The following is a 23,482-nucleotide window of genomic DNA, read 5'->3' as shown; positions in this document are numbered from 1 at the left end:
GCGGCAAGCTTTACGGCTTGCGCGCGATTGCGTATGACAACCGGTGACCTCATTCGGGGGGATGGACCATGCTTGAGAAGACCAGTGCCCGGCACGACATAGCCGCCATGATGGCCGACATGGGCGCGCGCGCCCGCGCCGCCGCCCGACCGCTGGCCGTGGCCGGCGCGGAGGCCAAGAACCGGGCGCTCATGGCGATGGCCGAGGCGCTGTCGCGCTCCACCGACGCCATTCTCGCCGCCAACGCCATCGACATGGACAATGCCGCGACATCGGGCATGGCGGCCGCCCAGCGCGACCGGCTCAGGCTCGATGCCGGCCGCGTCGCCGCGATGATCGAGGGGGTCGGCGCGATCGCCGGGCTCAAGGATCCGGTGGGCGAGGTGATCGCCGCCTGGGACCGGCCCAACGGGCTCCGGATCGAGCGGGTGCGCACGCCGCTCGGCGTCATCGGCGTCATCTATGAAAGCCGCCCCAACGTCACCGCCGATGCCGGCGCGCTGTGCCTGAAGGCCGGCAATGCCGTCATCCTGCGCGGCGGGTCGGATTCGCTCAATTCGTCGCGCGCCATCCATGCCTGCCTGGTGGAGGGCCTGGAGGCGGCCGGCCTGCCCGCCGACGCCATCCAGATCGTGCCGGTCGCCGACCGCGCCGCCGTCGGCGAAATGCTCACCGGCCTCGGCGGCGCCATCGACGTCATCGTGCCGCGCGGCGGCAAGAGCCTGGTGGCCCGCGTCCAGTCCGACGCCAGGGTTCCGGTCTTCGCCCATCTCGAGGGCCTCTGCCACGTCTATGTCGATGCGTCGGCCGATCCGGCCATGGCGCGCGCGCTGGTGGTCAATTCGAAGATGCGCCGCACCGGCATCTGCGGCGCGGCCGAAACGCTGCTCATCGACCGGGCGGCCGATCCCGCGCTGGCGCGCTTCCTGCTCGACGATCTCGCCGCCGCCGGCTGCGAGATCCGCGGTGACGAGGCGGTCAGGGCGCTGTTTGACGGCGCGGTCGAAGCCCGCGAGGAGGATTGGCGCACCGAATATCTCGACGCCATCATCTCTGCGAAGCTCGTCGACGGCATTTCCGGCGCCATTGCGCACATCGCGCGCCATTCCTCCAACCACACCGAGGCGGTGATCGCCGAGGACGCCGGCGTGGTGGCGCGCTTCTTCAACGAGATCGATTCGGCCATCCTCCTGCACAACGCCTCGACCCAGTTCGCCGACGGCGGCGAGTTCGGCATGGGCGCCGAGATCGGCATCGCCACCGGCAAGATGCATGCCCGCGGCCCTGTCGGGGTCGAGCAGCTGACCTCGTTCAAATACCGCGTGCACGGCACGGGTCAGGTCAGGCCCTGATTTGACCGCCACGCCCCTCGCCCACCAGGCGGACTATCTGCGCATGCCGCATGTCGAGAAGGGCATGTCGGTCGGCCTGTTCGGCGGCTCGTTCAATCCGCCGCATCCCGGCCACACGCTGGTCTCCGAAATCGCGCTGCGGCGCCTCCGGCTCGACCAGCTGTGGTGGATCGTCACGCCGGGCAATCCGCTCAAGGACCATTCCGGCCTGGCGCCGCTGGCCGACCGGGTGCGGTGGAGCCGCGAGATCGCGCCCGATCCGCGCATCAAGGTCACCGCCTTCGAGGCGCCGCAGAAGCTGCGCTTCACCGCCAGGACGCTCGCCTATGTGAAGGCGCGCAATCCGGGCGTCAATTTCGTCTGGATCATGGGCGCCGACAATCTCGCCAGCTTCCACCACTGGCAGGACTGGCGCGGCATCGCCGAAACCTTCCCGATCGCCGTCATCGACCGCCCCGGATCGACCCTGTCCTATCTGTCGGCGAAGATGGCCAAGGCCTACGGCCACGCCCGCATCGACGAGGAGGATGCGGGCGTGCTGGCGCGCCGCAAGGCCCCGGCCTGGACCTTCATCCACGGCCCGCGCTCGTCGCTGTCCTCGAGCGCCATCCGCGATGCCGCCGCCACATCTTGAAAAGACTCGGCGGGCATGCCAATTCTATGGGTGCGTCGACGCACCGAGCGCGACGGCAATTTGACTGTTCGGATTAGGAAAGGAACGACCCTGAGAACAGCACCAGCAAAGAGAATCACCGCAAGTGCATTCTCCCAGGCTGCGGATCGTGGCGTCCAAGCCGCTCTTCGTCAGCTTCACGTCGTCCGCGAAAGCCTCGCGGACTCCAAGGCGGAAGACATCGTTTTCATCGACATTCAGGGCAAATCGGCACTCGGCGATCACATGGTGGTGGCATCGGGACGCTCGAGCCGTCATGTCGCCGCCGTCTGCGACAGGTTGATCAGCGACATCAAGGACGCCGGTTTCGGCATTCCCCGCGTCGAGGGCCTGAGCAATGGCGACTGGGTCCTGATCGACTCGGGCGATGTCATCATTCATATCTTCCGACCCGAGATCAGGGATTTCTACAACATCGAAAAGATGTGGCAGACCCCCGAGATCGAGGAGGAGAAGCTGCACTAGAGCACTCGATGCCCGGGCGGAACCGCCCGACCGGGCAGGTGCTCCGGATGGAGGCGTGGAAGCGGCCCTGTGTGTTCCACCGGAGGCGCGCGGGACTCCGACGCCCGGCATTCAGCACCATCCCCCGCGCCGCGCCCGAAGGACAGGCGCCGGCCGAAGAAAGGCGACGGCAATGGCTCGAGCATCTCCCGGTGGGCACCCATCATGCGCATAACCCTGTTTGCCGTGGGACGGTTGAAGGCGGGGCCGGAACAGGAGCTGGCCGGCCGCTATCTAGACCGCTTTTCCAAGGCGGGCCCGGTGCTGGGCCTCGAACTCGCCCGCGTTGTCGAGGTGCCGGAAAGCCGCGCCCAGGCGCCCGAGCAGCGCAAGCGCGAGGAGATGCGCGAACTGTACAAGACCCTCCCGGACACGGCGGTGCTGATCCTGCTCGACGAGCGCGGCAAGACGTTTGATTCGGAAGAGTTCGCCGGCCTGATGGGGCGCTTCCGCGACGACGGCCGCCGCGACGCGATGATCGCCATCGGCGGCGCCGACGGACACGATCCGGAACTCAGACAGAGGGCGGACGCGGTGCTCTCGTTCGGCCGCATGACCTGGCCGCACCAGATGGTCCGAATCATGGCCGCCGAACAGCTCTACCGCTGCGCCACCATCCTCTCCGGACATCCCTATCATCGCGCATGATGCGCGCCGGGACGGCTCGGCACCCGCCTGCCCGGTCCGAACATGGTTCATGGAGAATTAACGGCCAATCCGCTAGGGTCCTGCCATGACTGCTCTGCTTCTTCCATCCCCATGGCGCCGCGCTCGCCGTCGGCGGCGTGCCGTCGCCGCCGCGCTGGCGCTTGCCTGCGCGATGGCGGCGGCCGGGGCATCGGCTGCGACCGGGGCCCGGGTGACCGCGCGGCCCGCCACCGAGGCATCCGCCGCCCAGGATCCCGCGGCGAGCGTGCTCGAAAGCCAGCGTGACCGCAACCGCGCCGATCTGGAAGCCATCGCCAGCGAAGCCGAACGCAGCCGGAAGGCGCTCGACTCGCTGGAGCAGGATCTCAGCGGCCTGAAAGCCGACCAGCAGTCGCTGGCCGAGGCGCTTGATCAATCCCAGGCCCGGCGCGCCGAGCTCGACGCGCAGATCGCGGCGGGCGAGGCGTCGCTGTCGGATCTCAATGGTCGGCAGCAGATGCTGCGCGCCTCGCTGATCTCGCGCCGCTCGGTGCTGGCCGAGGTGCTGGCCGCGCTGCAACGCATCGGCCGCAACCCGCCGCCGGCCCTGCTGGTCACCCCCGAGGACGCGCTCTCCTCGGTGCGCAGCGCCATCCTCTTGGGCGCCGTCGTTCCCGGCATCCGCAAGGAGACCGAGGCGTTGGCCGCCGATCTCAAGGAACTCGCGGCGCTGCGCCAGACGATCGCCGAGGAGCGTGATTCGCTGCGGCTGGCGCTCGAGGCCAATGAGCGTGAGGAAATGCGGCTGTCGGGGCTCGTCACCGAGAAACTGGCGCTGCAGGCGGAGAGCGAGCGCCGGCTCCAACTCGAGAGAGACCGGGCCAACGGCCTTGCCGAACGGTCGACCGAGCTCGAAAAGCTGATCGCATCGCTGGAGACCGAGATTGGTTCGCTGCGGGCGGCCGCGGCGGCGGCGTTGCGAGCCGAGACCGAGCGGCGCGAGCGAATCGCCCTGCAACTGGAGAAGGCCCGGGAACTGGCGGCGAGGGCTCTGCCCGACAAAAACCGCATTGCACCGGCATATGCATTTTCAGCGCTGAAGGGTACGCTTCGGCGTCCTGTGTCCGGGGAAACGGTGCGGAATTTCGGCACCGACGACGGGACCGGTCATGCATTCGCCGGCGAGGTCCTGGCCTCCGGCAGCGGGGCGCCGGTGGTGGCTCCGGTCGATGGCTGGGTGATCTATGCGGGACCGTTCCGCAGCTACGGTCAGGTGGTGATCCTCGATGTCGGGGAGAATTACCAGGTGATTCTGGCGGGAATGGGCACGGCCCGTGTGGCGACGGGACAGTTTGTTCTGGGCGGCGAGCCGGTGGCGGAAATGGGACAGACGAGACTTGCAGGCTTGACGGCATTGGCGCTAGCCTCAGGCAAGCCAACGCTCTACATTGAATTCAGAAGAGGCGGTGAACCCGTCGATCCCCGACCGTGGTGGAGAGACGAATCGTCTTCAGGAAGGGCTAGTAATGATACGTAAGGTCACACTTTTGGTCGTCGGGGCGCTGATGGGCGCCACAGCACTGAGCACTGTCCAGTCCTACAGCGGATCGGCCAACGCGGCGGGCTCGGAGACCTACCGGCAGCTGGCGATTTTCGGCAATGTCTTCGAACGGGTGCGGGCGCAGTATGTGACGCCGCCCGATGAGGACAAGCTGGTGGAGAGCGCCATCAACGGCATGCTGACGTCGCTCGATCCGCATTCGAGCTACCTCAACCGCGACGCCGCCGACGATATGCGCACCCAGACCCGCGGCGAGTTCGGCGGCCTCGGCATCGAGGTCACCATGGAGGACGAGTTGGTCAAGGTGATCGCCCCCATCGACGACACCCCGGCATCGCGAGCCGGCGTGCTGGCCGGCGATTTCATCTCCGAAATCGACGGCGAAGCCGTGCGCGGCCTGTCGTTGGGCGAGGCGGTCGACAAGATGCGCGGCCTGGTCAACACGCCGATCGAACTGACGATCCTGCGCGAAGGCGCGGACCAGCCGATCAAGATCAAGGTCGTGCGCGACATCATCGCCGTCAAGGCGGTCAAGTCCCGGGTCGAAGGCGATGTCGGCTATCTGCGCATCATCTCGTTTACCGAAAAGACCTATGACGATCTCGAAAGCGCCATCGCCAAGATCCGAAAGGAGGTCGGCGACGACAAGCTCAAGGGCTACGTGCTCGATCTGCGGCTCAACCCGGGCGGGCTGCTCGACCAGGCCATCAGCGTCTCCGATGCGTTCCTCGATCGCGGCGAGATCGTGTCCACCCGCGGCCGCAATCCTGAGGAAACCCGCCGGTTCAACGCCCGCCCGGGCGATCTGACGGACGCCAAACCGGTCATCGTGCTGGTCAACGGCGGTTCGGCGTCTGCCTCGGAAATCGTCGCCGGCGCATTGCAGGACCATCGCCGCTCGACGGTTCTGGGCACGCGCTCCTTCGGCAAGGGATCGGTCCAGACCATAATCCCGCTCGACGATTCGACAGCGCTGCGCCTGACCACGGCGCTCTACTACACGCCGTCCGGACGCTCGATCCAGGGCATCGGCATCGAGCCCGACATCAAGGTCGAGGAGCCGGTACCCGAAGAGCTGCGCGGCCGTATCCAGCCGGCAGGCGAATCGGAACTGCGCGGCCACATCAAGGGCAAGGACGAGACGACGGAAGGGTCGGGCTCGATCGCCTATGTTCCGCCGGATCCCAAGGATGACGTGCAGCTCGGAGAAGCGCTGAAGCTGCTGCGCGGCGAGGCCACCAACGCGGCTTTCCCGCCGGTTCCCGATCAGGCCGCCGCCAAGAACTGACCCGATCGGCCCGCATGCGCGCTTGACGCCTGCATGCGGGCCGGATCTTGACTGTCCGCCCGCAACAAGGATCCCGTCGTCACCGTGGGCACCGATATCAACAAGCCTCTGGGCGGACGACGCCCCGCAGACAAGCGGACATCCGCCGCCGACCGCAAATTGCGGCACCGGCTCACAGGCACGGCGATCGTCCTGGCGCTGGCCGGCGGCGCCGGCTGGGCCGCATGGACGGCGATGCCGCCCGAACCCTCCATCGTGACCGAATCCGCGGACACCGTCGCAGTCGATGCGCCCGGTGCGGCCGAGCCGATGCCCGAGGTTCCGGCTCCGTCAGCCTCCGTCGAAACACAGGCTGCCGGCGATTCCGGCCAGCTCCCGATCCTCTCCGGCCAGTCCGGCGCCAGGATCGACACCACACTCTCCGGCGACGGCCAGACGATCACCCGCGTGAGCCCGGTGCCGCGCAGCGGCTCGGGGCCCGTGCTGCTGCAGGCGGGCGGCGGCGTCGGCCAGAACCCGCGCATGGCGCATCTGCCCGACCCGGACGTGATCGAGCACACGCCGGCCGGCGACCTGCCGATCCGCGGCGCCGACGGCAAGCGTCCGGCGGACGTCTATGCCCGGCCGTGGTCGGGCGCCCGCGGCGCGCGCGTCGCCATCGTCGTCGGCGGTCTTGGTCTGAGCCAGACGGGCAGTCAGTTCGCCATCCGCACGCTGCCCGAGGAGATCACGCTGGCCTTCGCCGCGAACGGCAACAGCCTGCAGCGCTGGATGCAGGAGGCCCGCCGCGACGGTCACGAGCTGTTGCTGCAGGTGCCGTTCGAACCGTTCGACTATCCCGCCAACGATCCCGGTCCGGGCACTCTGACCGTCGCCGCCGGCGCCGAGAAGAACCTCGCAGACCTGCACGCGGCCATGGCCCGGTTCACCAACTACACGGGCATCACCAATTTCATGGGCGGCCGCTTCCTGTCATCTCCCGACGCCATGGAGCCGGTGATGCGCGACATCGGCGAACGCGGGCTTCTGTTCTTCGACGACGGTACCTCGGCGCAGTCGCTGACCGACAAATTCGCGCGCGCAATGGCCATACCCTTCGCCGCCTCCAATCTGGTGCTCGACGGACGCCAGGAGCGTGGCTACATTCTTGAGAAGCTCGACGAACTCGAACGCATCGCGCGGCGCAACGGCACCGCAATCGGCGTCGCCTCCGCCTTCGAAGTCTCCGTCAGCGCGATAGCCGACTGGGCCAACGAGGCCAAGGCGAGGGGCATCGAGATCGTCTCGATCTCGGCCGTCGCCGACGATCCCACAAAACAGTGAGGGACTGATGGGAAAGAACAAGCAAGCCGGCAAGGTCAGGGCGGAGGATCTTCCTTACCGGCCCTGCGTCGGCATCATGGTGCTCAACCGCGACGGCCTGGTGTGGGCGGGAGAGCGGATCTCGATCGGCAATTCGGAATATGACGGCTCGCTGCAGCGCTGGCAGATGCCCCAGGGCGGCATCGATGACGAGGAGGATGCGGAACCCGCCGCGCGGCGCGAACTGCACGAGGAGACCGGAATGAGCTCGGTAAGGCTGGTTGCCGAAGCCCCGGGCTGGATCACCTACGACCTGCCCGAGCACCTGATCGGCATCGGGCTCAAGGGCAAGTACCGTGGACAGAAGCAGCGCTGGTTTGCCTATCGCTTCGAGGGCGATGACAGCGAGATCGCCATCAACCCGCCGCCCGACGGCCACACGCCGGAATTCGACCGCTGGGAGTGGAAGCCGATGGCTGAGCTGCCGGCACTGATCGTGCCGTTCAAGCGCAAGGTCTACGACCAGGTGGTGGCGGCCTTCTCCCATCTCGCCGGCACGCCGGCATGAAGACGATCGGGCTTCTGGGCGGGATGAGCTGGGAGTCGACGGCGATCTACTACCGGGCGATGAACGAATGCGTCCGCGACGCGCTGGGCGGCCATCACTCCGCCCGCATCCTGCTTCATTCGGTGGACTTCCATGACCACGAGGCCATGCAGCGCGCCGGCGACTGGGCGGGCATCGCGCGTGCCCTCGGTGCCGCCGGCCACGGGCTGAAGCTCGCCGGAGCCGATTTCCTGGTGCTGGCGACCAACACCATGCACAAGCTCGCAACCGAGATCGAGGCCAAGTCGGGGCTGGACCTGCTGCACATCGCCGATCCGACCGGGGAGGCACTGCGGAATGCCGGCCATCGCCGTGTGGCGCTCATCGGCACCCGCTTTACCATGGAGCACGATTTCTACCGGCACCGGCTCAGGGACCGGCACGGACTTTCGGTGCTCGTTCCCGACGACGACGAGCGGGCGCAGGTGCATTCGATCATTTATGACGAACTCTGCCAGGGCGTGGTCCGGGAGAGTTCCCGGGTCGCCTACGAGGCCATACTCGGCAGGCTCAGGGAGCGCGGCGCCGAATGCGCGATCATGGGATGCACCGAGATCACCATGCTGCTCGATCCGCGGACCAGCCCGCTGCCGCTGTTCGACACCACGCGGCTGCACGCCGAGGCAGCAGTCAGGCGCGCGATCGGGTCCCGGCAATGACCGGCGGGCGGATGACGGCGGCGCGGACGCGGTTCCGCGAAAGCGAGGCCGGCGACAGGGCGGCGATCCGACGGGTCGAGGAACTGGCCTTCGGACGGCCCGGCGAGGCCGACCTGAGCGAGCAGCTGTTAGCCTCGCCGGCGGAGACGCTCTCGCTGGTGGCCCTGCTCGGCGAACGAGTGATCGGGCATGTGCTCCTCAGCCGCCTGGAAGGGCCGGACCAGGCGCTGGCGCTTCGGCCGCTGGCCGTCGATCCGAAGTTCCAGGAGATGCAGATCGGCACCCGGCTGGTGGGCGAAGCGCTGGAACTGGCGCGGGGCCGCGGCTGGCGATCGGTCTTCGTCCATGGGCATCCGGATTACTATTGCCGCTTCGGCTTCAGGTCCCGGCTGGCGGAGGGCGCCGAGATCGATCGCCAGGGCCCGCGATTCCTCGCGCTCGAGCTTGTGGCCGGCGCGCTCGCCGGCTGGCACGGCGAGCTCGACTATCCAGGACCTTCCGGCAGCCCGCGCTAACGAAAAAGCGGCCACAAGGGCCGCTTTCGGTCTTCTCATGACGGTCGGTCGTGCGATCAGACGGCGGCTTCCAGGACGACCAGTTGGTCGTGATATTCCTGGGCCTTCTGGCGGGCCTGGTCCGAGGAGGCGTCGGCCACGTCTTCCTTCGCATTGCGGATCCGCTGGGTCAGGTTTGCCCGGTCGATGTCGGCCACGGCCACGGCCGATTCGGCCAGCAGCGTGCAGCCGGTCGGCAGGATGTCGGCGAAACCGCCAAACACCACATAGCGCTCGACCTGACCCTTGACCGTCTTGACGCTGACAACGCCCGGCTTGATGTTGGTCATGGTCGGCGCGTGCAGCGCCATCACCGTCATCTCGCCCTCGGTGGCCGGAATGACGACTTCTGTGACTTCTTCGGAGACCAGCAGCCGTTCCGGGGATACGAGTTCAAAATTGAAACTGTTTGCCATCGTGTTCACTTCATCAAGCCGGTGGTGGTGAGCGCCGCGCGGACCATGGAGGCCGCGCGGCGCTGTTCAGGATCAGGCTGCCTCGGCAGCCAGGCGCTGGGCCTTCTCGATGGCTTCCTCGATGGTGCCGACCATGTAGAAGGCAGGCTCGGGAAGGTGATCATAGTCGCCGTTGACCAGGCCCTTGAAGCCCTTGATGGTGTCGGCCAGATCGACCAGCTTGCCGGGCGAACCGGTGAAGACTTCGGCGACGAAGAACGGCTGCGACAGGAAGCGCTCGATCTTGCGGGCGCGCGCCACGGTCAGCTTGTCGTCCTCGGACAGTTCATCCATGCCCAGGATGGCGATGATGTCCTGCAGCGACTTGTAGCGCTGCAGCGTCTGCTGCACGCGCCGAGCCACGTCGTAGTGCTCTTCGCCGACGATCATCGGGTCGAGCATGCGCGACGTCGAGTCGAGCGGATCCACGGCCGGATAGATGCCCTTTTCGGCAATCGAGCGCGACAGGTTGGTGGTCGCGTCCAGGTGGGCGAACGAGGTCGCGGGCGCCGGGTCGGTCAAGTCGTCGGCGGGCACGTAGATGGCCTGCACGGAGGTGATCGAACCCTTGGTGGTCGAGGTGATGCGTTCCTGCATCTGGCCCATGTCGGTGGCCAGCGTCGGCTGGTAGCCCACGGCCGACGGGATGCGGCCGAGCAGGGCCGACACTTCCGAACCCGCCTGGGTGAAGCGGAAGATGTTGTCGACGAAGAACAGCACGTCCTGGCCCTGGTCGCGGAAATTCTCGGCGACCGTGAGGCCCGTGAGCGCGACGCGGGCGCGGGCGCCCGGAGGCTCGTTCATCTGGCCATAAACGAGGGCTGCCTTGGAGCCTTCGCCGCCGCCTTCCTTGTTCACGCCCGATTCGATCATTTCGTGATAGAGATCGTTGCCTTCGCGGGTGCGCTCGCCGACGCCGGCAAACACCGAGTATCCTCCGTGGGCACGCGCCACGTTGTTGATCAGTTCCATGATCAGAACCGTCTTGCCCACGCCGGCGCCGCCGAACAGGCCGATCTTGCCGCCCTTGGCGTAGGGCGCCAGCAGATCGACGACCTTGATGCCGGTGATCAGCACTTCGGCTTCGGTGGACTGCTCGACATAGGTCGGCGCGTCCTGGTGGATGCCGCGGCGCAGCTTGGTCTTGATCGGGCCGGCGTCATCCACCGGCTCGCCAATCACGTTCATGATGCGTCCGAGCGTTTCGGGGCCGACCGGAACCGAGATCGAATCGCCGGTGTCGGTGCACAGCTGGCCGCGCACCAGACCTTCGGTCGAGTCCATGGCGATGGTGCGGACGGCGTTCTCGCCCAAGTGCTGGGCGACTTCCAGGACCAGCCGGTTGCCCATGTTGGTGGTTTCGAGCGCATTGAGGATCTTCGGAAGATCTCCGCCATCGAAGGTCACGTCGACGACGGCGCCGATGACCTGCGTGATGCGCCCGACCGCACCCTTGGCCGCAGTTGCGGTCTTCGTCGTGCCAGCTGCAGTCGCGGTCTTCGCCGCGCTTGCCGCAGGCTTCTTTGCTGCCGCGGGTTTCGCCGCAGGAGTCTTCGCCGGGGTAGCTGCCTTAGCCATATGTCTTACCCTCTTCCGTGCCTATTTGAGCGCTTCTGCGCCCGAAATGATTTCGATAAGTTCCTTGGTGATCTGCGCCTGCCGCTGGCGGTTGTAGCTCATCGACAGTTTGGAGATCATTTCGCCGGCATTGCGGGTGGCGCTGTCCATCGCGGACATCTTGGCACCCATTTCGCCGGCAACGTTTTCGAGCAGTGCCCGGAAGATCTGCACCTTGATCGAGCGCGGCATCAGATCTTCGAGAATGACGGAAGCTTCCGGCTCGTAGTCGTAGACCGCCGATGCGCTTTCGGCTGTCGCCGCGGCATCGAGCGTTGCCGGAATCAGCTGCTGTGCCGTCGGCACCTGGCTGATCACCGATTTGAACTCCGAATAGAACAGCGTGCAGACGTCGAACGCGCCCTCGTTGAACAAGGCCATGACCTTGTCGGCAACGAGCTCGGCGTTGACGAAGCCCATCTGCTTGACTTCGCGGAAGTCGACCCGCTCGATGATCAGCGCGCTGTATTCGCGACGAAGGATGTCGTAGCCCTTCTTGCCGACGCACATGATCTTGACGGTCTTGCCCTCGGCCAGCAGCCGGCGGACGCTTTCGCGTGCAAATCGGGCGATCTGCGAGTTGAAGCCGCCGCAAAGGCCACGTTCAGCGGTGCAGACCACCAGAAGATGCACGTCGTTCCTGCCGGTTCCCACCATCAGGCGCGGCGCATCATCGCCATCACCCACGGCCTGGGCGATGTTGGACATCACCGCGGCCATGCGTTGCGAATAGGGCCGTGCGGCCTCGGCCGCCTCCTGCGCACGCCGAAGCTTCGCCGCGGCGACCATCTGCATCGCCTTGGTGATCTTCTGCGTCGCCTTGACGGAGGCGATCCGGTTTTTCAGATCCTTGAGTGAAGGCATCCGTTATCCGTCCTCGGTCTCGTGCCCTCAGGCAAATGTTTTGGCGTAAGCGTCGACGGCAGCCTTAAGACGGGCCCGAAGGTCGTCGCTCAGTGCCTTCTCCTTGCGGATCTCGTCAAGAACATCCTTGCCCTCGCCGTGCATGTAGCTCAGCAGACCCTGCTCGAACTTGCCGACCTGGGCGACCGTGATCTTGTCGAGATAGCCGTTGACGCCGGCGAAGATGACAGCAACCTGCTCTTCGGTCTTCAGCGGCGAGAACTGCGGCTGCTTGAGCAGCTCGGTGAGACGGGCGCCGCGGTTGAGAAGGCGCTGCGTTGCGGCATCGAGATCCGAACCGAACTGGGCGAAGGCTGCCATTTCACGATACTGGGCGAGCTCGCCCTTGATCGATCCGGCAACCTGCTTCATCGCCTTGACCTGGGCGGCAGATCCCACGCGCGACACCGACAGACCGACGTTCACCGCCGGGCGGATGCCCTGGTAGAACAGTTCGGTTTCCAGGAAGATCTGGCCGTCGGTGATCGAGATCACGTTGGTCGGGATGTAGGCCGACACGTCGTTGGCCTGGGTCTCGATGATCGGCAAAGCGGTGAGCGAACCGGAGCCGTTGGCCTCATTGAGCTTGGCGGCGCGTTCGAGCAGGCGCGAATGCAGGTAGAAGACGTCGCCGGGATAGGCTTCGCGGCCCGGCGGGCGGCGCAGCAGCAGCGACATCTGGCGATAGGACACGGCCTGCTTGGACAGATCGTCATAGGCGATGAGCGCATGCATGCCGTTGTCGCGGAAATACTCGCCGATGGCGCAACCGGCGAACGGCGCCAGGAACTGCATCGGAGCGGGATCGGACGCGGTGGCAGCGATGATGACGGAGTACTTCAGGGCGCCGCGATCTTCGAGGATCTTGACGAACTGGGCAACGGTCGAACGCTTCTGGCCGACGGCGACATAGACGCAGAACAGCTTCTCACCCTCGGGTCCATTGTCGTGAATGGCCTTCTGGTTGAGAATCGTGTCGAGAATGATGGCCGTCTTGCCGGTCTGGCGGTCGCCGATGACCAGCTCGCGCTGGCCGCGGCCGACGGGGATCAGGGCGTCGATGGCCTTGAGGCCGGTCGACATCGGCTCATGCACCGACTTGCGCGGCATGATGCCGGGCGCCTTGACGTCGACGCGCGAACGCTTCTTGGCATTGATCGGGCCCTTGCCGTCGATCGGATTGCCGAGACCGTCGACCACGCGGCCGAGCAGTTCCGGACCAACCGGAACGTCGACGATGGCGCCGGTGCGCTTGACGATGTCGCCTTCCTTGATGTCCCGGTCGGAACCGAAGATCACCACGCCGACATTGTCGGCTTCAAGGTTGAGCGCCATGCCGCGAATTCCGCCCGGGAATTCGACCATTTCGCCGGCCTGAACGTTGTCCAGGCCGTAGACGCGGGCAATGCCGTCACCGACGGAGAGAACCTGACCGACTTCCGAGACTTCGGCTTCCTTGCCGAAATTCTTGATCTGGTCCTTGAGAATTGCGGAAATTTCCGCGGCGCGGATATCCATCAGCCAACCTCTTTCAGTGTATGCTTAAGGGTGGAAAGTTTTGTGCGAAGCGAAGTGTCGACCTGCCTGGAACCGATCTTGACAATCAGACCTCCGAGCAGCGACGGATCCACGGTGAAGCGGATCGATACAGTCTTTCCCGTGGAACTCGAAAGCGCCGCGGCAAGTTCTTTCTCCTGTGCGGCGCTCAACGCGTGGGCGGAGCGCACATCGGCGGTCACCTCTCCCCGTTCGCGGGCCACGGTCTCGTGGTAGGAGCGGACGATCTCGGGAAAGGCGAAGAGACGGCGGTTGCGGGCAACCACCTTGAGGAAATTGGCGACCAGGCCGGTCATGCCGGACTTGGCATTGAGGGCGACAACCGAATTGAACTGGTCGTCGGCCGAAAAGACCGGGCTTGCGACCAGACGCTGCAGCTCCGGGCTGCTGTCGATCATGGCCTGGAAGCGGTTGAGGTCCTTGGCGACGGCATCGACCGACTTGTCGGCGCTCGCCAGTTCGAACAGCGAGGATGCATACCGTTCTGCAACACCGGAAATATGCTGGGATTTATCGGCCACGGGCGGGACTATCTCTCGTTTGCAATCAAGTTCTCGTTCTTGCCATTTGGCCGGAAAGTCAAGATCTTGGTTTTGTTACGATAATAATCAGGCGTTGCCTGCGGTTGAGCGAGCTTTTCCTGAAATTCGGGGTTCGTCTAGCATAGTGCGCAGGGACTCGCAACACGGCGCGGGTTGCTAGTTACCCCTGCTTTGGGATGATGGCGCCACGGCCGGGGCGATCGGGCGCCGGCAATCGTGCGGCATATCGTGGCCTCGCCTCAAAGCAGGCCAAGGCCGTAGAGCAGCGGCAGCGCGGCGAGCGCGATTTCCATGGCGATGGAAACCAGATTGAACAGGGTCAGGCCGCGATCAAGCAGCATGGACACAAGCCGTCCAAAGGCGGTGAAGGCCCATCCGGCGCCGAGAGCGAGATAGAGCAGCGGCTGGGCGAAGAGAAGCGCGCAGATGCCGACGCCGAGATAGAAGCCGGCCATGGTGCCGCGGCCCTCGGAGACGGCTTCGGGGTGATCGGGTCTGGTTTGAAGACGCAGGATCCGGAAGGAGAGGCGCGGTGCGACCAGCAGCAGCAGTCCGAAAGCGATGGTGATCGCGGCGGAGCCAAAGGCGAGCCACTCGCCGGTGCTGGTCGGAAAATAGAACTCGATCATGCTCACTCCTGTCTCAGGTCCCGGGCGTGGATCCGGGTGGTTCAAGGCCTGATACCACGCCGACCGGCGCCGCTAAAGGGCGGACCCGGGCGCGGTCGCAACAATCCTTGAATGCCGGGCGGCGGCTAGCCGCGCCCGGGCAGGAAGCCGCGGATGACGGAGGCGGCGCTGCGCGCGTCCACTTCCGAATCCCGCACCAGGGCGTCGAAATGTCCGGTCAGTGCGCTGACCTGCCGGACGTCGCGGTAGACCAGGAAGATCTGCCCGACATAGACCACCGCCAGGAACCGGCCGAACACCGTCACCGGCGCGGAGTAGAGCTTGCGGCTGTCATAGAGATACAGGCGCAGCGAGGGGTAGAGCCGGGCGCAGCTCTCGGCCATGGTGCGGATCTGGTGATGCCGGGCGTCTTCCGGCAGGCCGGTCCAGTAGCCCTCGCCGCGCGCCAGCGAGCGCACCATCTCGATGGGGACACAGATCTCGTAGTCGGAGCCGGGCCTGCCGAGAAACTGCGCGGTGTCCCTGGCGGCAATGGTCGCCTGGGTCGGGGTCTTGTCGAGAAAGGCCGCGTATTCGAATTCCAGCACCGCCTCGGTCTTGAGAAAATCCGGCAGCGTCGCCGGCACATAGCGGATCTTGTGGCCGGCCGCCTCCTGCTGCCACTCGCGCAACTGCTCGTCCGATGAAGTCCGGCTGGCGTCGGCGATGCGCAGCGAGGCGGCCAGCACGTCGGCGGCGGTGGCGCTGTGCTCGGAGAGTCCGAGCAGCCAGTCGGCGCTCACGCCCAGCACTGACGCGAATTCCGCCGCCAGATGGGCATTGGGCAGCCGCAGGTCCTCGCCATTCAGAATCTGGCTGATCGTTGAGCGGTCGACCCCGCAGGCGCGGGCAAGCCCGCTGCGGCTGGTGCCGGCAGCCTTCATCCGCTGCACCATGCGGTCCCGAAACAGCCGGGCGCGCAGGTCCTTGTTCATCGTGAAACCATCACATCATCCACCAAATCCAACAGTTGTTTGTTTTTATAAACAATGAGGCATTATTGCAGCTTTTTCTCCGAATTCCAAAGATGTCAGGCGGGGTCTATCTCTGTGTCCGAAAGGAGCCCCCATGGAAACGCGGACCAGAACCATCGCCAAGGCGACCAGCTGGCAACTCTCCGGCCTCGTCTCGATGAGCGGCCTGGCCTGGCTGCAGAGCGGATCGATCGCCGGCGCCTTCTCATTCGCCCTTTCGGCCGCAGCCATCGGCTTTGTCTGCTTCTTCCTGCACGAGCGGATCTGGGCCCGGATCGCCTGGGGCCGGCCCGGTGACCGCGGTGCTGGCGGACCCGGCGGTCCGGGCCTGACCGACGCGCATCTCACCGAGATCCGCTGATCAGAGAAAGCTCTGCGGATCGATGTCGAGCTGCACCTGCAGCGAGCCGCGCGGCTTCGGTCCGGCCTGCAGCATCTGCTTGAGAAAGCCCTGCATGTCGCTGCCGCGAACGCCGTGCACCAGCAGCCGGAAGCGGTGGCGGCCGCGAATCAGCGCCAGCGGCGCCTCCGCCGGACCCAGCACCATGATCGCCGTCCCGGTCGGCGCCGCGTTGCGCAGCGCCCGGGCGTGGCCCTCGGCTTCGGGCCGCGTGGCCGCCGACACGATGACGGAGGCCAGTCGACCGAAGGGTGGCAGGCTGGCGCGCCGGCGCTCGTCGGTCTCGCGCTGGTAGAAGGTTTCCGGATCGCCCGAGACGATCGCCTGCATCACCGGATGCTGCGGCTGGTAGGTCTGGATCAGGCCGTGGCTCTCGAGCCCGGTGCGGCCGGCGCGGCCGGTGACCTGAGAGAGCAGCTGGTAGGTGCGTTCAGCGGCGCGCGGGTCGCCATTGGCCAGGCCCAGATCGGCGTCGACCACGCCCACCAGCGTCATCATCGGAAAATTGTGCCCCTTTGCCACCAACTGAGTGCCGATGACGATGTCGGCCTCGCCCTTGGCGATCGCCTCGAGTTCGATGCGTAGCCGCCTGGTGCCGCCGATCATGTCCGAGGACAGGACGATGGTGCGGGCGTCGGGGAAATGTTTGTCCACCTCCTCGGCGATGCGCTCGATGCCGGGGCCGCAGGCGACGAGATGATCGAGCGTGCCGCATTCCGGGCAGGCCTGCGGCACCGGCTCATTATGGCCGCAATGGTGGCACTGCAGCTGGCCGCGAAAGCGATGCTCGACCAGCCAGCTGGAGCAGTCGGGACACTGGAAGCGGTGGCCGCAAACCCGGCAGAGCGTCAGCGGCGCGTAGCCGCGCCGGTTGAGGAACAGCAGCGACTGCTCGCCGCGTTTCAGCGTCTCGCCGATCGCCTTGGTCAGCACCGGCGAGAGGAAGCCGCCGCGTGCCGGCGGATGCCGCCGCATGTCGACCAGCTTGAGATCGGGCAGGCCGGCATCGGCATAGCGGCTCGAGAGCACCACATGGCCGTAACGGCCCTGGGCGCAGTTGACCCGGCTTTCGATCGACGGCGTCGCCGAGGCCAACACCACCGGAATGCCGGCAATATGGGCGCGCACCACCGCCATGTCGCGGGCGTTGTAGAACACCCGGTCCTCCTGTTTGTAGGCCGGGTCGTGCTCCTCGTCGACAACGATGAGGCCGAGATCGGCGAACGGCAGAAACAAGGCGGAGCGCGCACCGGCAACGACCTTGACCTCGCCGGTGGCCGTCTGGCGCCAGACCTTTTCGCGGGTGCGCGGCGCCAGCTCCGAATGCCATTCGGCCGGCCGGGCGCCGAAGCGGGCCTGGAAGCGGTCGAGAAAGGCCACCGTCAGCGAGATTTCCGGCAGCAGGATCAGCACCTGGCGGCCCCGGCGCACCGCTTCGGCCACCGCCTCGAAATAGACCTCGGTCTTGCCCGAGCCGGTGATGCCGTCGAGGAGGGTGACGCAGAACTTGCCGTCCTGCACCTCCGCCGAAAGCAGGTCGGCAGCAGCCTTCTGGCCGTCCTCGAGCAGCGTCGGCGCATAATCGGGATCGGGCGCGGCCACCACCGGTGGCGGCGGCAGCATCACCGTCTCGAACAAGCCCTGGGTTGCAAGTCCGTCGACCACGCCGCGCGACACGCCCGCGGCATGGGCCAGCCCGCTGCGGGTCCAGTACAGACCGTCGCCGGCGTGGTCGAGCACGCGCTGCCGCGCCGCCGTCATCCGTTCGGGCTTTTCACCGACGAGCCGCAGGGCCTCGATGAGCGGCTCGGGATCGAAGGCGGCGGGAGCGCGCAAGGCCATCCGCGCCACCAGACCGGGCGGCGACAGGGTGTATGCGGAAACCCAGTCGATGAATCGCCGCATCGGCTCGTTGAGCGGCGGGCAATCGAAGATCCGGGCGATCGGCCTGAGCTTCCTCGGGTCGACCCTGTCGGTGTCTCCATCCCAGACCACCCCGGCCACCAGACGGGGCCCGAGCGGCACCTGCACGATCTGGCCCGGGACGAGTGATTCGCCCTCGGGAACCGCGTAGGAAAACGCCCGGTCGACCGGCATCGGCACCAGCACCGGCACGGCTTTCAGGTCCGAGTCCGGGAATAGAACCGGATCATATTTTTGTCGCGAATCTCTGTCCATTTGGGGTGACCTTGCCCGTGCTTTCGTTTAAATGAAAGCCGCAAGTCCGCGCAGGACCGTCCCACTGGTCGGCCCTATGAATTCTGGGAGCCGAAAATGAAATTCTTTGTCGATACCGCCGATGTCAACGAAATTCGCGAACTCAATGATCTCGGATTGATCGATGGCGTGACGACCAACCCGTCGCTGATCCTGAAGTCGGGCCGCAACATTCTCGAAGTGACCAAGGAAATCTGCGGCATCGTCGATGGCCCGGTCTCCGCCGAAGTGGCCGCCACCAGCTATGACGAGATCATGCGCGAAGCAGCCGTGCTCGCCAAGATCGCCGACAACATCTGCATCAAGGTGCCGCTCACCCTCGATGGCCTGAAGGCCTGCCGGGCGCTGAGCATGGACGGCCACAAGACCAATGTGACGCTGTGCTTTTCCGCCAACCAGGCGCTGCTCGCCGCCAAGGCCGGCGCCACCTTCATCTCGCCCTTCATCGGCCGCCTCGACGACATCGGCATCGACGGCATGGACCTGATCCGCGAAATCCGCCAGATCTACGACAACTACGGCTTCGAGACCGAGATCCTCGCCGCCTCGATCCGCACCGTCAACCATGTCAAGGAAGCAGCCCTGATCGGCGCCGATGTGGCCACCGTGCCGGCCTCGACCATCAAGGCGCTGGTCAAGCACCCGCTGACCGACAAGGGCCTGGAAACGTTCCTTGCCGACTGGGCCAAGACCGGCCAGTCCATCGGCTGATCGACAGCCGGATTCGACCATCTTACGGCAATCCGATCAGGCGGCAGGCTTCGCCTGATCACTCCGGGCGAGCGGCTCGAAGCGGGCATCGGCATCGGCGCAAAGCCGGTGGACTGTATGCCGCTCCAGCGCCCTGGTGACCTCGGCCATGTCTCCGTCCAGCGCCTCCGCGGGAATGGGATGGCCGATGGTGAAGCTGAAGGTCTTTCGCTTCTTGTTGAGAAGCTCGTGAAACACCGTCATGTCGCGCAGTTCGGTCGAGTGCTTCGAGAGCCAGTAGAATAGGCCTGAATTGCGGGCCGTCATGTGCACAGGCACGATGGTCAGCCCGTGCTTGCGGGCCAGGCTGACGGCGGAGATCTTCCAGGGCCGCTCGGTGAGACGGCCCTCGTTCCAGAAGGCGATTCGGCCGGACGGAAACAGCACCGTGGCCTTGCCGTCCTGCATGGCGCGCTGGGTCAACTCCAGCGTTTCCCGCGCCTTGCCGCGGCTCTTGTGCTCCGGTCGCCATTCGACGGGAACGATCATCTCCGAGAATCGCGGGTTGACACGGACCGCGTCGCGATTGGCAAAGAACATCATGTCCGGACGCACAGCCTTGAGCAGGTCGAAGACGGCCACGCCGTCGGCGATGCCGGTGGGATGGTTGGCCACCAGGAGAAAGCCGCCGCTTGCGGGGATGCGCTCAAGGTGGCGGCTGGAGATGTCAAGATCCAGCAGGCGGCTGAGATGCGCGAAGGCCTCGAAGCCGGAGAGGCCGGCCAGTTCGTCGGCCAGTTCCAGCGCCTGCCGGTAATGGAACAGCTGATAGAGAAACGGCCGCAGCAGCGGCCAGGCGGGATGCCGCACCAGCTTCTCGCCTCTCTCGGTGATCAGCTGATCGACAATGTGGCCCGGCCGACCCCGCGACAGCAGTGTGATCTTGCCGGCGATCAGGGCTGACTGCGATGGTCGACTGTTCATGTGCGTCCCCTTGGCTGTCCGGGATCTATCGCAATCGATTGTGAAATTAGCGTGACGAGAAGTGCCGTCCGGTTCCGTTTACCTGACCCTAATCCTGAAATGCCAAACTCCCCCAAAGGTTCATCCCGCCGAGATGCCAAGGAGCATATTGTGGAGTCACTGCTGGTCATATGTCAATCCGACGTCGCCGCCGAGCGCGACCGCTGGTTGAAGCAGCTGGAAAAAGAGCGGCGGCTGGCCGGCAATACCAGCGAGGCCTATGAACGCGACCTGCGCCAGTTCCTGGTATTTCTCACCGCCCATCTCGGCGGCGCCCCCGGTCTGTCGGATCTGGCCGATCTGAAGCCGCTGGACCTGCGCGCCTTCCTGGCGGAGCGGCGCCGCGGCGGCGCGGGCGCGCGCACGCTCGGCCGCGGCATGGCCGGCATCCGCTCCTTCCTGCGGCATCTGGAAAAGGCGGGGCTGGCCAATGCGGCTGGAATAACCACCATGCGCACGCCCAAACAACCGAAATCCCTGCCCCGGCCGCTGACGGCGTCCGACGCGCTCAGGGTGGTGGATCCGGATCTGCAGATGTCGGAAGAGCCGTGGATCGCCGCGCGCAACGTGGCGGTGCTGACGCTGCTTTACGCCTGTGGCCTGCGCATCTCGGAAGCGCTGTCGTTGAGCCGCCAGGACGTGCCGGTGGGCACGCAGGCGCTCAGGGTGACCGGCAAGGGCGGAAAGACCCGTGTGGTGCCGCTGCTGGCGGTCGCAGGCGAGGCAATCCAGGAGTATCTCAAGCTGTGTCCGTTCCGTCCGGCCGCCTCCGAACCGATGTTCCGCGGCGCGCGCGGCGGCGTGCTTCAGGCAGCCATCATCCAGAAGGACATGCGGGTGCTGCGTTCGGCCCTCGACCTGCCCGAGACGGCGACGCCGCATGCGCTCAGGCATTCCTTCGCAACGCATCTGCTTGCCGGCGGCGGCGATCTGCGCACCATCCAGGAACTGCTGGGCCACGCCAGTCTCTCGACCACGCAGGTCTACACGGGCATCGACAGCAAGCGGCTGCTCGACATCTATGATCGCGCCCATCCGCGCGCCTGAATTCGGCCGAAACGATTTGGTAACCATGTCGCCTGAAACGGCGTCCGCTTAACCCTTCGCGGACGCTAAGCGGACTATTGTCGGACAGCTGATCCGGAGATTCGACGTCAAATGACCCAGGCTTCCGCCGCTTCGCGCCTTCGCGCCCTTGCCCGTCAACTGCGTGACGTCGCGATGATTCTCGCCGCCGGCTTTCCGCTGCTGGTGTTGATCGCCTTTGCCGTCGGGCTTGTCGGCGCGCTCAATCGCGCCCATGCCAGCGACGCCGGAAGCTGCGGTGGGATCAGCCTGGCGACAACGATGGCGGCGGAGAATCCGGGCGCCTATGCCGCCGCCGTCGCCGAGGCCGACGCGGTCCCCAACGGTCATGGTCGGTTGTGGAAGGTGGAGAAGGCCGGCCTGGCGCCGTCATGGCTGTTCGGCACGATGCATGTCACAGACCCGCGCGTGGTCGAAATGCCGCCCGCCGCCCGCTCCGCCTTCGACGGCGCCGGGACGCTGGTGATCGAGACCACCGACATCCTGGACCCCGCAAAGGCGCAGGCGGCACTGCTGACGCAGCCGGAACTGACCATGTTCACCGACGGCACGACGCTCGAGTCACTTCTCAAGGGCGATGACCTGAAACTGGTCGAGGACGAACTCAAGCGCCGCGGCATTCCGCTGGCGCTGGTGTCCCGGCTGAAGCCGTGGATGGTGGCGGGCCTTGTGGCGCTGTCCGATTGCGAGATGACGCGGCGCTCCTCCGGCGAGGATTTTCTCGACAAGAAGATCGCCGACGAGGCGGCCGAGGACGGCAAGCAGTTGCTCGGCCTCGAAACCATGGGCGAGCAGCTGTCGGCCATGGCCAGCCTGCCGGTCGAATTCCACGTCCGCGGCCTGGTCGAGACGATCAAGCTTGCCGACCTGATGCCGGATGTCTCGGCGACGATGACGGATCTGTATCTGGCTGGCGAGATCTCGCTGATCATGCCGCTGGTCCGGGCGGCATCGCCGGAAGGCGACGACGACGACAGCGCCGGTTATGCCGCCTTCGAAGAACGGATCGTGCGGGTGCGCAATCACGTCATGGCCGAGCGAGCCGCGCCGATCCTCGACAAGGGCTCGGCCTTCATCGCGGTGGGCGCGCTGCATCTGCCGGGCGAAGAGGGGCTTGTGTCGCTGCTGCAGAATGCGGGTTACCAGGTCACCCGGGCGCTCTGACCGAAACCGGATGCCCGACAGCCTGTTGCATGGAACGATCGCCTGATCCCCGCGTTTACAGCGGACACATGATCAGGAGAACCGACATGACCGATTTCAACGAACAGCAACGTCCGACCGGCCAGCGGCCCGTCGATCCGGTCCGCGGCACCGACACAACGCGCGAGACCACCGTGGTCACCAGCACAGGCTCCGGCGGCTGGATCGCAGCGGTCGTTGTCGTGGTGCTGCTGGGCATCGGGGCGCTCTTCTTCTTCAACAGCGGAACTGATACGGCCACGGATGCCACGGCGCCAGCGACCGAGACCAATGTCGAGGTCAATCCGGCCCCGGCGGCCGAACCTGCCACTCCGGCGGCACCGGCCCCCGATGCGGCCCCTGCCGCTCCCGACGCGGCGGCCCCGGCTGCCCCGGCCGATACGGCACCTGCGGAGACCGCGCCCGCCGCTCCCGCGCCCGCCAACTGATCACCGGGCAGTCCCGGCTCAGACTCAGACCTGAAAGAACCGCCGGCAGCGATGCCGGCGGTTCTTGTTGTGACCAAGATGCAGTGAGCAGGACAGACCCGACCCGGCCTGTCGCTGATCAGCTGATGCGGCTCGTGACCGCAGCGACGATCAGCTTGTGGAACGGCGAAATCACGGCCAGATAGATCCGGCCTAGCCGGTTGTTGCGCCGGACCAGCGTCGCCACCCGAACGCGGGTCCCGGCGGCGCCGACCGGCACGGCGTGCACGAAAAGCCGGAAATCCAGATGCCGGTCGTCGAATCCCGCCACCAGTTCGCTCTCTGATTCTTCAAGCACCGGAAAGAAGCCCACCGTCTTGCCGCTGTGGCGGGTCGCCTCGTCGGCACCCTTGAGACCGAATGGCCGCATGAGCGCGTCCCGCACGGCCATAAGCGCCCCCGCCCAGGCCGGCATGCGGGAGAAGGCCCGGCGTGCCGCGTCGCCGGCGGTGATCGCGCGCGGCACGGTGATCTCGAAACAATCGGCCCAATCCGCATCCGGCAGCGCCGGATGCGGCAGGTCGAAGCGCACTTGCTTCGCCCTCATCGGAGG

The 23,482-nt window shown here is 66.1% G+C and carries 25 protein-coding genes; 15 read left to right on the top strand and 10 right to left on the bottom strand.

Annotated elements, in window-relative coordinates:
• Positions 1 to 68 precede the first annotated feature (68 nt).
• The 10 genes from DFR52_RS19905 to DFR52_RS19860 all read left to right on the top strand — a co-directional run bounded on the left by DFR52_RS19905 (position 69) and on the right by DFR52_RS19860 (position 9,088).
• Entirely contained in the window at positions 69 to 1,352 is a 1,284-nt protein-coding gene (locus DFR52_RS19905) for a glutamate-5-semialdehyde dehydrogenase (RefSeq protein WP_110033764.1), read from the top strand.
• 43 nt (positions 1,353 to 1,395) lie between these two features.
• Positions 1,396 to 1,986 carry a nicotinate-nucleotide adenylyltransferase gene (locus tag DFR52_RS19900; RefSeq protein WP_110033794.1) on the top strand — a complete coding sequence of 197 codons (591 nt, stop codon included), beginning with the start codon at positions 1,396 to 1,398 and terminating at the stop codon, positions 1,984 to 1,986.
• A 15-nt stretch (positions 1,987 to 2,001) separates the two neighbouring features.
• On the top strand, positions 2,002 to 2,490 hold the full coding sequence (gene rsfS / locus DFR52_RS19895; RefSeq protein ID WP_110033763.1) for a ribosome silencing factor: 489 nt from the start codon (positions 2,002 to 2,004) through the stop codon (positions 2,488 to 2,490).
• 204 nt (positions 2,491 to 2,694) lie between these two features.
• Positions 2,695 to 3,177, top strand: coding sequence for a 23S rRNA (pseudouridine(1915)-N(3))-methyltransferase RlmH (rlmH, locus tag DFR52_RS19890; protein ID WP_110033762.1), 483 nt, complete (start codon positions 2,695 to 2,697; stop codon positions 3,175 to 3,177).
• A gap of 85 nt (positions 3,178 to 3,262) precedes the next feature.
• Positions 3,263 to 4,693: a murein hydrolase activator EnvC family protein gene (locus tag DFR52_RS19885; RefSeq protein ID WP_110033761.1), complete on the top strand. Its 1,431-nt coding sequence runs from the start codon at positions 3,263 to 3,265 to the stop codon at positions 4,691 to 4,693.
• Positions 4,683 to 6,005: a S41 family peptidase gene (locus DFR52_RS19880; RefSeq protein ID WP_110033760.1), complete on the top strand. Its 1,323-nt coding sequence runs from the start codon at positions 4,683 to 4,685 to the stop codon at positions 6,003 to 6,005. Before DFR52_RS19885 ends, DFR52_RS19880 begins: the two co-directional genes overlap by 11 nt.
• 84 nt (positions 6,006 to 6,089) lie before the next feature.
• Positions 6,090 to 7,328 carry a divergent polysaccharide deacetylase family protein gene (locus DFR52_RS19875; RefSeq protein ID WP_110033759.1) on the top strand — a complete coding sequence of 413 codons (1,239 nt, stop codon included), beginning with the start codon at positions 6,090 to 6,092 and terminating at the stop codon, positions 7,326 to 7,328.
• A gap of 7 nt (positions 7,329 to 7,335) precedes the next feature.
• Positions 7,336 to 7,875: an RNA pyrophosphohydrolase gene (locus tag DFR52_RS19870; RefSeq protein WP_110033758.1), complete on the top strand. Its 540-nt coding sequence runs from the start codon at positions 7,336 to 7,338 to the stop codon at positions 7,873 to 7,875.
• Positions 7,872 to 8,573, top strand: a complete 702-nt coding sequence (locus DFR52_RS19865) for an aspartate/glutamate racemase family protein (RefSeq protein ID WP_110033757.1) — start codon at positions 7,872 to 7,874, stop codon at positions 8,571 to 8,573. The genes DFR52_RS19870 and DFR52_RS19865 overlap by 4 nt, the downstream gene beginning before the upstream one ends.
• Complete coding sequence (locus DFR52_RS19860) at positions 8,570 to 9,088, top strand: GNAT family N-acetyltransferase (protein WP_210205875.1); 519 nt, start codon at positions 8,570 to 8,572, stop codon at positions 9,086 to 9,088. The genes DFR52_RS19865 and DFR52_RS19860 overlap by 4 nt, the downstream gene beginning before the upstream one ends.
• Positions 9,089 to 9,144: 56 nt before the next feature.
• Here DFR52_RS19860 and DFR52_RS19855 read toward each other — a convergent pair whose 3' ends face one another.
• The 7 genes from DFR52_RS19855 to DFR52_RS19825 all read right to left on the bottom strand — a co-directional run bounded on the left by DFR52_RS19855 (position 9,145) and on the right by DFR52_RS19825 (position 15,804).
• Positions 9,145 to 9,543 carry a F0F1 ATP synthase subunit epsilon gene (locus DFR52_RS19855; RefSeq protein WP_110033756.1) on the bottom strand — a complete coding sequence of 133 codons (399 nt, stop codon included), beginning with the start codon at positions 9,541 to 9,543 and terminating at the stop codon, positions 9,145 to 9,147.
• Between the two features lie 72 nt (positions 9,544 to 9,615).
• Positions 9,616 to 11,160, bottom strand: coding sequence for a F0F1 ATP synthase subunit beta (gene atpD, locus DFR52_RS19850; protein ID WP_110033755.1), 1,545 nt, complete (start codon positions 11,158 to 11,160; stop codon positions 9,616 to 9,618).
• A gap of 21 nt (positions 11,161 to 11,181) precedes the next feature.
• Positions 11,182 to 12,063 carry a F0F1 ATP synthase subunit gamma gene (locus tag DFR52_RS19845; protein WP_110033754.1) on the bottom strand — a complete coding sequence of 294 codons (882 nt, stop codon included), beginning with the start codon at positions 12,061 to 12,063 and terminating at the stop codon, positions 11,182 to 11,184.
• A 27-nt stretch (positions 12,064 to 12,090) separates the two neighbouring features.
• Positions 12,091 to 13,620: a F0F1 ATP synthase subunit alpha gene (atpA, locus tag DFR52_RS19840; RefSeq protein WP_110033753.1), complete on the bottom strand. Its 1,530-nt coding sequence runs from the start codon at positions 13,618 to 13,620 to the stop codon at positions 12,091 to 12,093.
• Positions 13,620 to 14,180, bottom strand: a complete 561-nt coding sequence (locus DFR52_RS19835; protein ID WP_110033752.1) for a F0F1 ATP synthase subunit delta — start codon at positions 14,178 to 14,180, stop codon at positions 13,620 to 13,622. Before DFR52_RS19835 ends, atpA begins: the two co-directional genes overlap by 1 nt.
• A gap of 260 nt (positions 14,181 to 14,440) precedes the next feature.
• Positions 14,441 to 14,830, bottom strand: coding sequence for an AGROH133_08824 family phage infection protein (locus DFR52_RS19830; RefSeq protein ID WP_110033751.1), 390 nt, complete (start codon positions 14,828 to 14,830; stop codon positions 14,441 to 14,443).
• A 125-nt stretch (positions 14,831 to 14,955) separates the two neighbouring features.
• Positions 14,956 to 15,804 carry a helix-turn-helix domain-containing protein gene (locus DFR52_RS19825; RefSeq protein ID WP_110033750.1) on the bottom strand — a complete coding sequence of 283 codons (849 nt, stop codon included), beginning with the start codon at positions 15,802 to 15,804 and terminating at the stop codon, positions 14,956 to 14,958.
• Between the two features lie 133 nt (positions 15,805 to 15,937).
• Between DFR52_RS19825 and DFR52_RS19820 the strand changes: the two genes are divergently transcribed.
• Positions 15,938 to 16,204 carry a DUF2061 domain-containing protein gene (locus tag DFR52_RS19820; RefSeq protein ID WP_110033749.1) on the top strand — a complete coding sequence of 89 codons (267 nt, stop codon included), beginning with the start codon at positions 15,938 to 15,940 and terminating at the stop codon, positions 16,202 to 16,204.
• On the opposite strand, the gene DFR52_RS19815 is transcribed toward DFR52_RS19820, so the two are convergent.
• Positions 16,205 to 18,421 (bottom strand): primosomal protein N', encoded by a 2,217-nt coding sequence (locus DFR52_RS19815; RefSeq protein ID WP_110033748.1) that lies wholly within the window; start codon positions 18,419 to 18,421, stop codon positions 16,205 to 16,207. It abuts the gene before it with no gap.
• A 96-nt stretch (positions 18,422 to 18,517) separates the two neighbouring features.
• On the opposite strand from DFR52_RS19815, the gene fsa reads away from it, so the two are divergent.
• Positions 18,518 to 19,171, top strand: a complete 654-nt coding sequence (gene fsa / locus DFR52_RS19810) for a fructose-6-phosphate aldolase (RefSeq protein ID WP_110033747.1) — start codon at positions 18,518 to 18,520, stop codon at positions 19,169 to 19,171.
• Between the two features lie 36 nt (positions 19,172 to 19,207).
• Here the strand turns inward: fsa and DFR52_RS19805 are convergent, their stop codons facing one another.
• Positions 19,208 to 20,134, bottom strand: a complete 927-nt coding sequence (locus DFR52_RS19805) for a GNAT family N-acetyltransferase (protein WP_110033746.1) — start codon at positions 20,132 to 20,134, stop codon at positions 19,208 to 19,210.
• A gap of 150 nt (positions 20,135 to 20,284) precedes the next feature.
• Between DFR52_RS19805 and DFR52_RS19800 the strand changes: the two genes are divergently transcribed.
• The 3 genes from DFR52_RS19800 (at position 20,285) to DFR52_RS19790 (ending at position 22,890) form a co-directional block, all read left to right on the top strand.
• Positions 20,285 to 21,220, top strand: a complete 936-nt coding sequence (locus DFR52_RS19800) for a tyrosine recombinase XerC (protein ID WP_245415408.1) — start codon at positions 20,285 to 20,287, stop codon at positions 21,218 to 21,220.
• A 111-nt stretch (positions 21,221 to 21,331) separates the two neighbouring features.
• Positions 21,332 to 22,423 carry a TraB/GumN family protein gene (locus DFR52_RS19795; RefSeq protein ID WP_110033744.1) on the top strand — a complete coding sequence of 364 codons (1,092 nt, stop codon included), beginning with the start codon at positions 21,332 to 21,334 and terminating at the stop codon, positions 22,421 to 22,423.
• Between the two features lie 86 nt (positions 22,424 to 22,509).
• A complete protein-coding gene (locus DFR52_RS19790; protein ID WP_110033743.1) occupies positions 22,510 to 22,890 on the top strand; it encodes a hypothetical protein in 381 nt (126 codons plus the stop codon).
• 118 nt (positions 22,891 to 23,008) lie between these two features.
• Here DFR52_RS19790 and DFR52_RS19785 read toward each other — a convergent pair whose 3' ends face one another.
• Positions 23,009 to 23,476, bottom strand: a complete 468-nt coding sequence (locus DFR52_RS19785) for a DUF2867 domain-containing protein (protein WP_110033742.1) — start codon at positions 23,474 to 23,476, stop codon at positions 23,009 to 23,011.
• Between the last annotated feature and the right edge of the window lie 6 nt (positions 23,477 to 23,482).

The organism is Hoeflea marina, assembly GCF_003182275.1.
GTDB lineage: Bacteria > Pseudomonadota > Alphaproteobacteria > Rhizobiales > Rhizobiaceae > Hoeflea > Hoeflea marina.
This window is presented reverse-complemented; position numbering and strand designations above follow the sequence as displayed.

Coding starts and splice junctions, on each gene's coding strand:
- DFR52_RS19905 (WP_110033764.1), top strand. CDS start 69: ATGCTTGAGAAGACCAGTGCCCGGCACGACATAGCCGCCATGATGGCC.
- DFR52_RS19900 (WP_110033794.1), top strand. CDS start 1,396: ATGCCGCATGTCGAGAAGGGCATGTCGGTCGGCCTGTTCGGCGGCTCG.
- rsfS (WP_110033763.1), top strand. CDS start 2,002: ATGCCAATTCTATGGGTGCGTCGACGCACCGAGCGCGACGGCAATTTG.
- rlmH (WP_110033762.1), top strand. CDS start 2,695: ATGCGCATAACCCTGTTTGCCGTGGGACGGTTGAAGGCGGGGCCGGAA.
- DFR52_RS19885 (WP_110033761.1), top strand. CDS start 3,263: ATGACTGCTCTGCTTCTTCCATCCCCATGGCGCCGCGCTCGCCGTCGG.
- DFR52_RS19880 (WP_110033760.1), top strand. CDS start 4,683: ATGATACGTAAGGTCACACTTTTGGTCGTCGGGGCGCTGATGGGCGCC.
- DFR52_RS19870 (WP_110033758.1), top strand. CDS start 7,336: ATGGGAAAGAACAAGCAAGCCGGCAAGGTCAGGGCGGAGGATCTTCCT.
- DFR52_RS19865 (WP_110033757.1), top strand. CDS start 7,872: ATGAAGACGATCGGGCTTCTGGGCGGGATGAGCTGGGAGTCGACGGCG.
- DFR52_RS19860 (WP_210205875.1), top strand. CDS start 8,570: ATGACCGGCGGGCGGATGACGGCGGCGCGGACGCGGTTCCGCGAAAGC.
- DFR52_RS19855 (WP_110033756.1), bottom strand. CDS start 9,543: ATGGCAAACAGTTTCAATTTTGAACTCGTATCCCCGGAACGGCTGCTG.
- atpD (WP_110033755.1), bottom strand. CDS start 11,160: ATGGCTAAGGCAGCTACCCCGGCGAAGACTCCTGCGGCGAAACCCGCG.
- DFR52_RS19845 (WP_110033754.1), bottom strand. CDS start 12,063: ATGCCTTCACTCAAGGATCTGAAAAACCGGATCGCCTCCGTCAAGGCG.
- atpA (WP_110033753.1), bottom strand. CDS start 13,620: ATGGATATCCGCGCCGCGGAAATTTCCGCAATTCTCAAGGACCAGATC.
- DFR52_RS19830 (WP_110033751.1), bottom strand. CDS start 14,830: ATGATCGAGTTCTATTTTCCGACCAGCACCGGCGAGTGGCTCGCCTTT.
- DFR52_RS19825 (WP_110033750.1), bottom strand. CDS start 15,804: ATGAACAAGGACCTGCGCGCCCGGCTGTTTCGGGACCGCATGGTGCAG.
- DFR52_RS19820 (WP_110033749.1), top strand. CDS start 15,938: ATGGAAACGCGGACCAGAACCATCGCCAAGGCGACCAGCTGGCAACTC.
- DFR52_RS19815 (WP_110033748.1), bottom strand. CDS start 18,421: ATGGACAGAGATTCGCGACAAAAATATGATCCGGTTCTATTCCCGGAC.
- fsa (WP_110033747.1), top strand. CDS start 18,518: ATGAAATTCTTTGTCGATACCGCCGATGTCAACGAAATTCGCGAACTC.
- DFR52_RS19805 (WP_110033746.1), bottom strand. CDS start 20,134: ATGAACAGTCGACCATCGCAGTCAGCCCTGATCGCCGGCAAGATCACA.
- DFR52_RS19795 (WP_110033744.1), top strand. CDS start 21,332: ATGACCCAGGCTTCCGCCGCTTCGCGCCTTCGCGCCCTTGCCCGTCAA.
- DFR52_RS19790 (WP_110033743.1), top strand. CDS start 22,510: ATGACCGATTTCAACGAACAGCAACGTCCGACCGGCCAGCGGCCCGTC.
- DFR52_RS19785 (WP_110033742.1), bottom strand. CDS start 23,476: ATGAGGGCGAAGCAAGTGCGCTTCGACCTGCCGCATCCGGCGCTGCCG.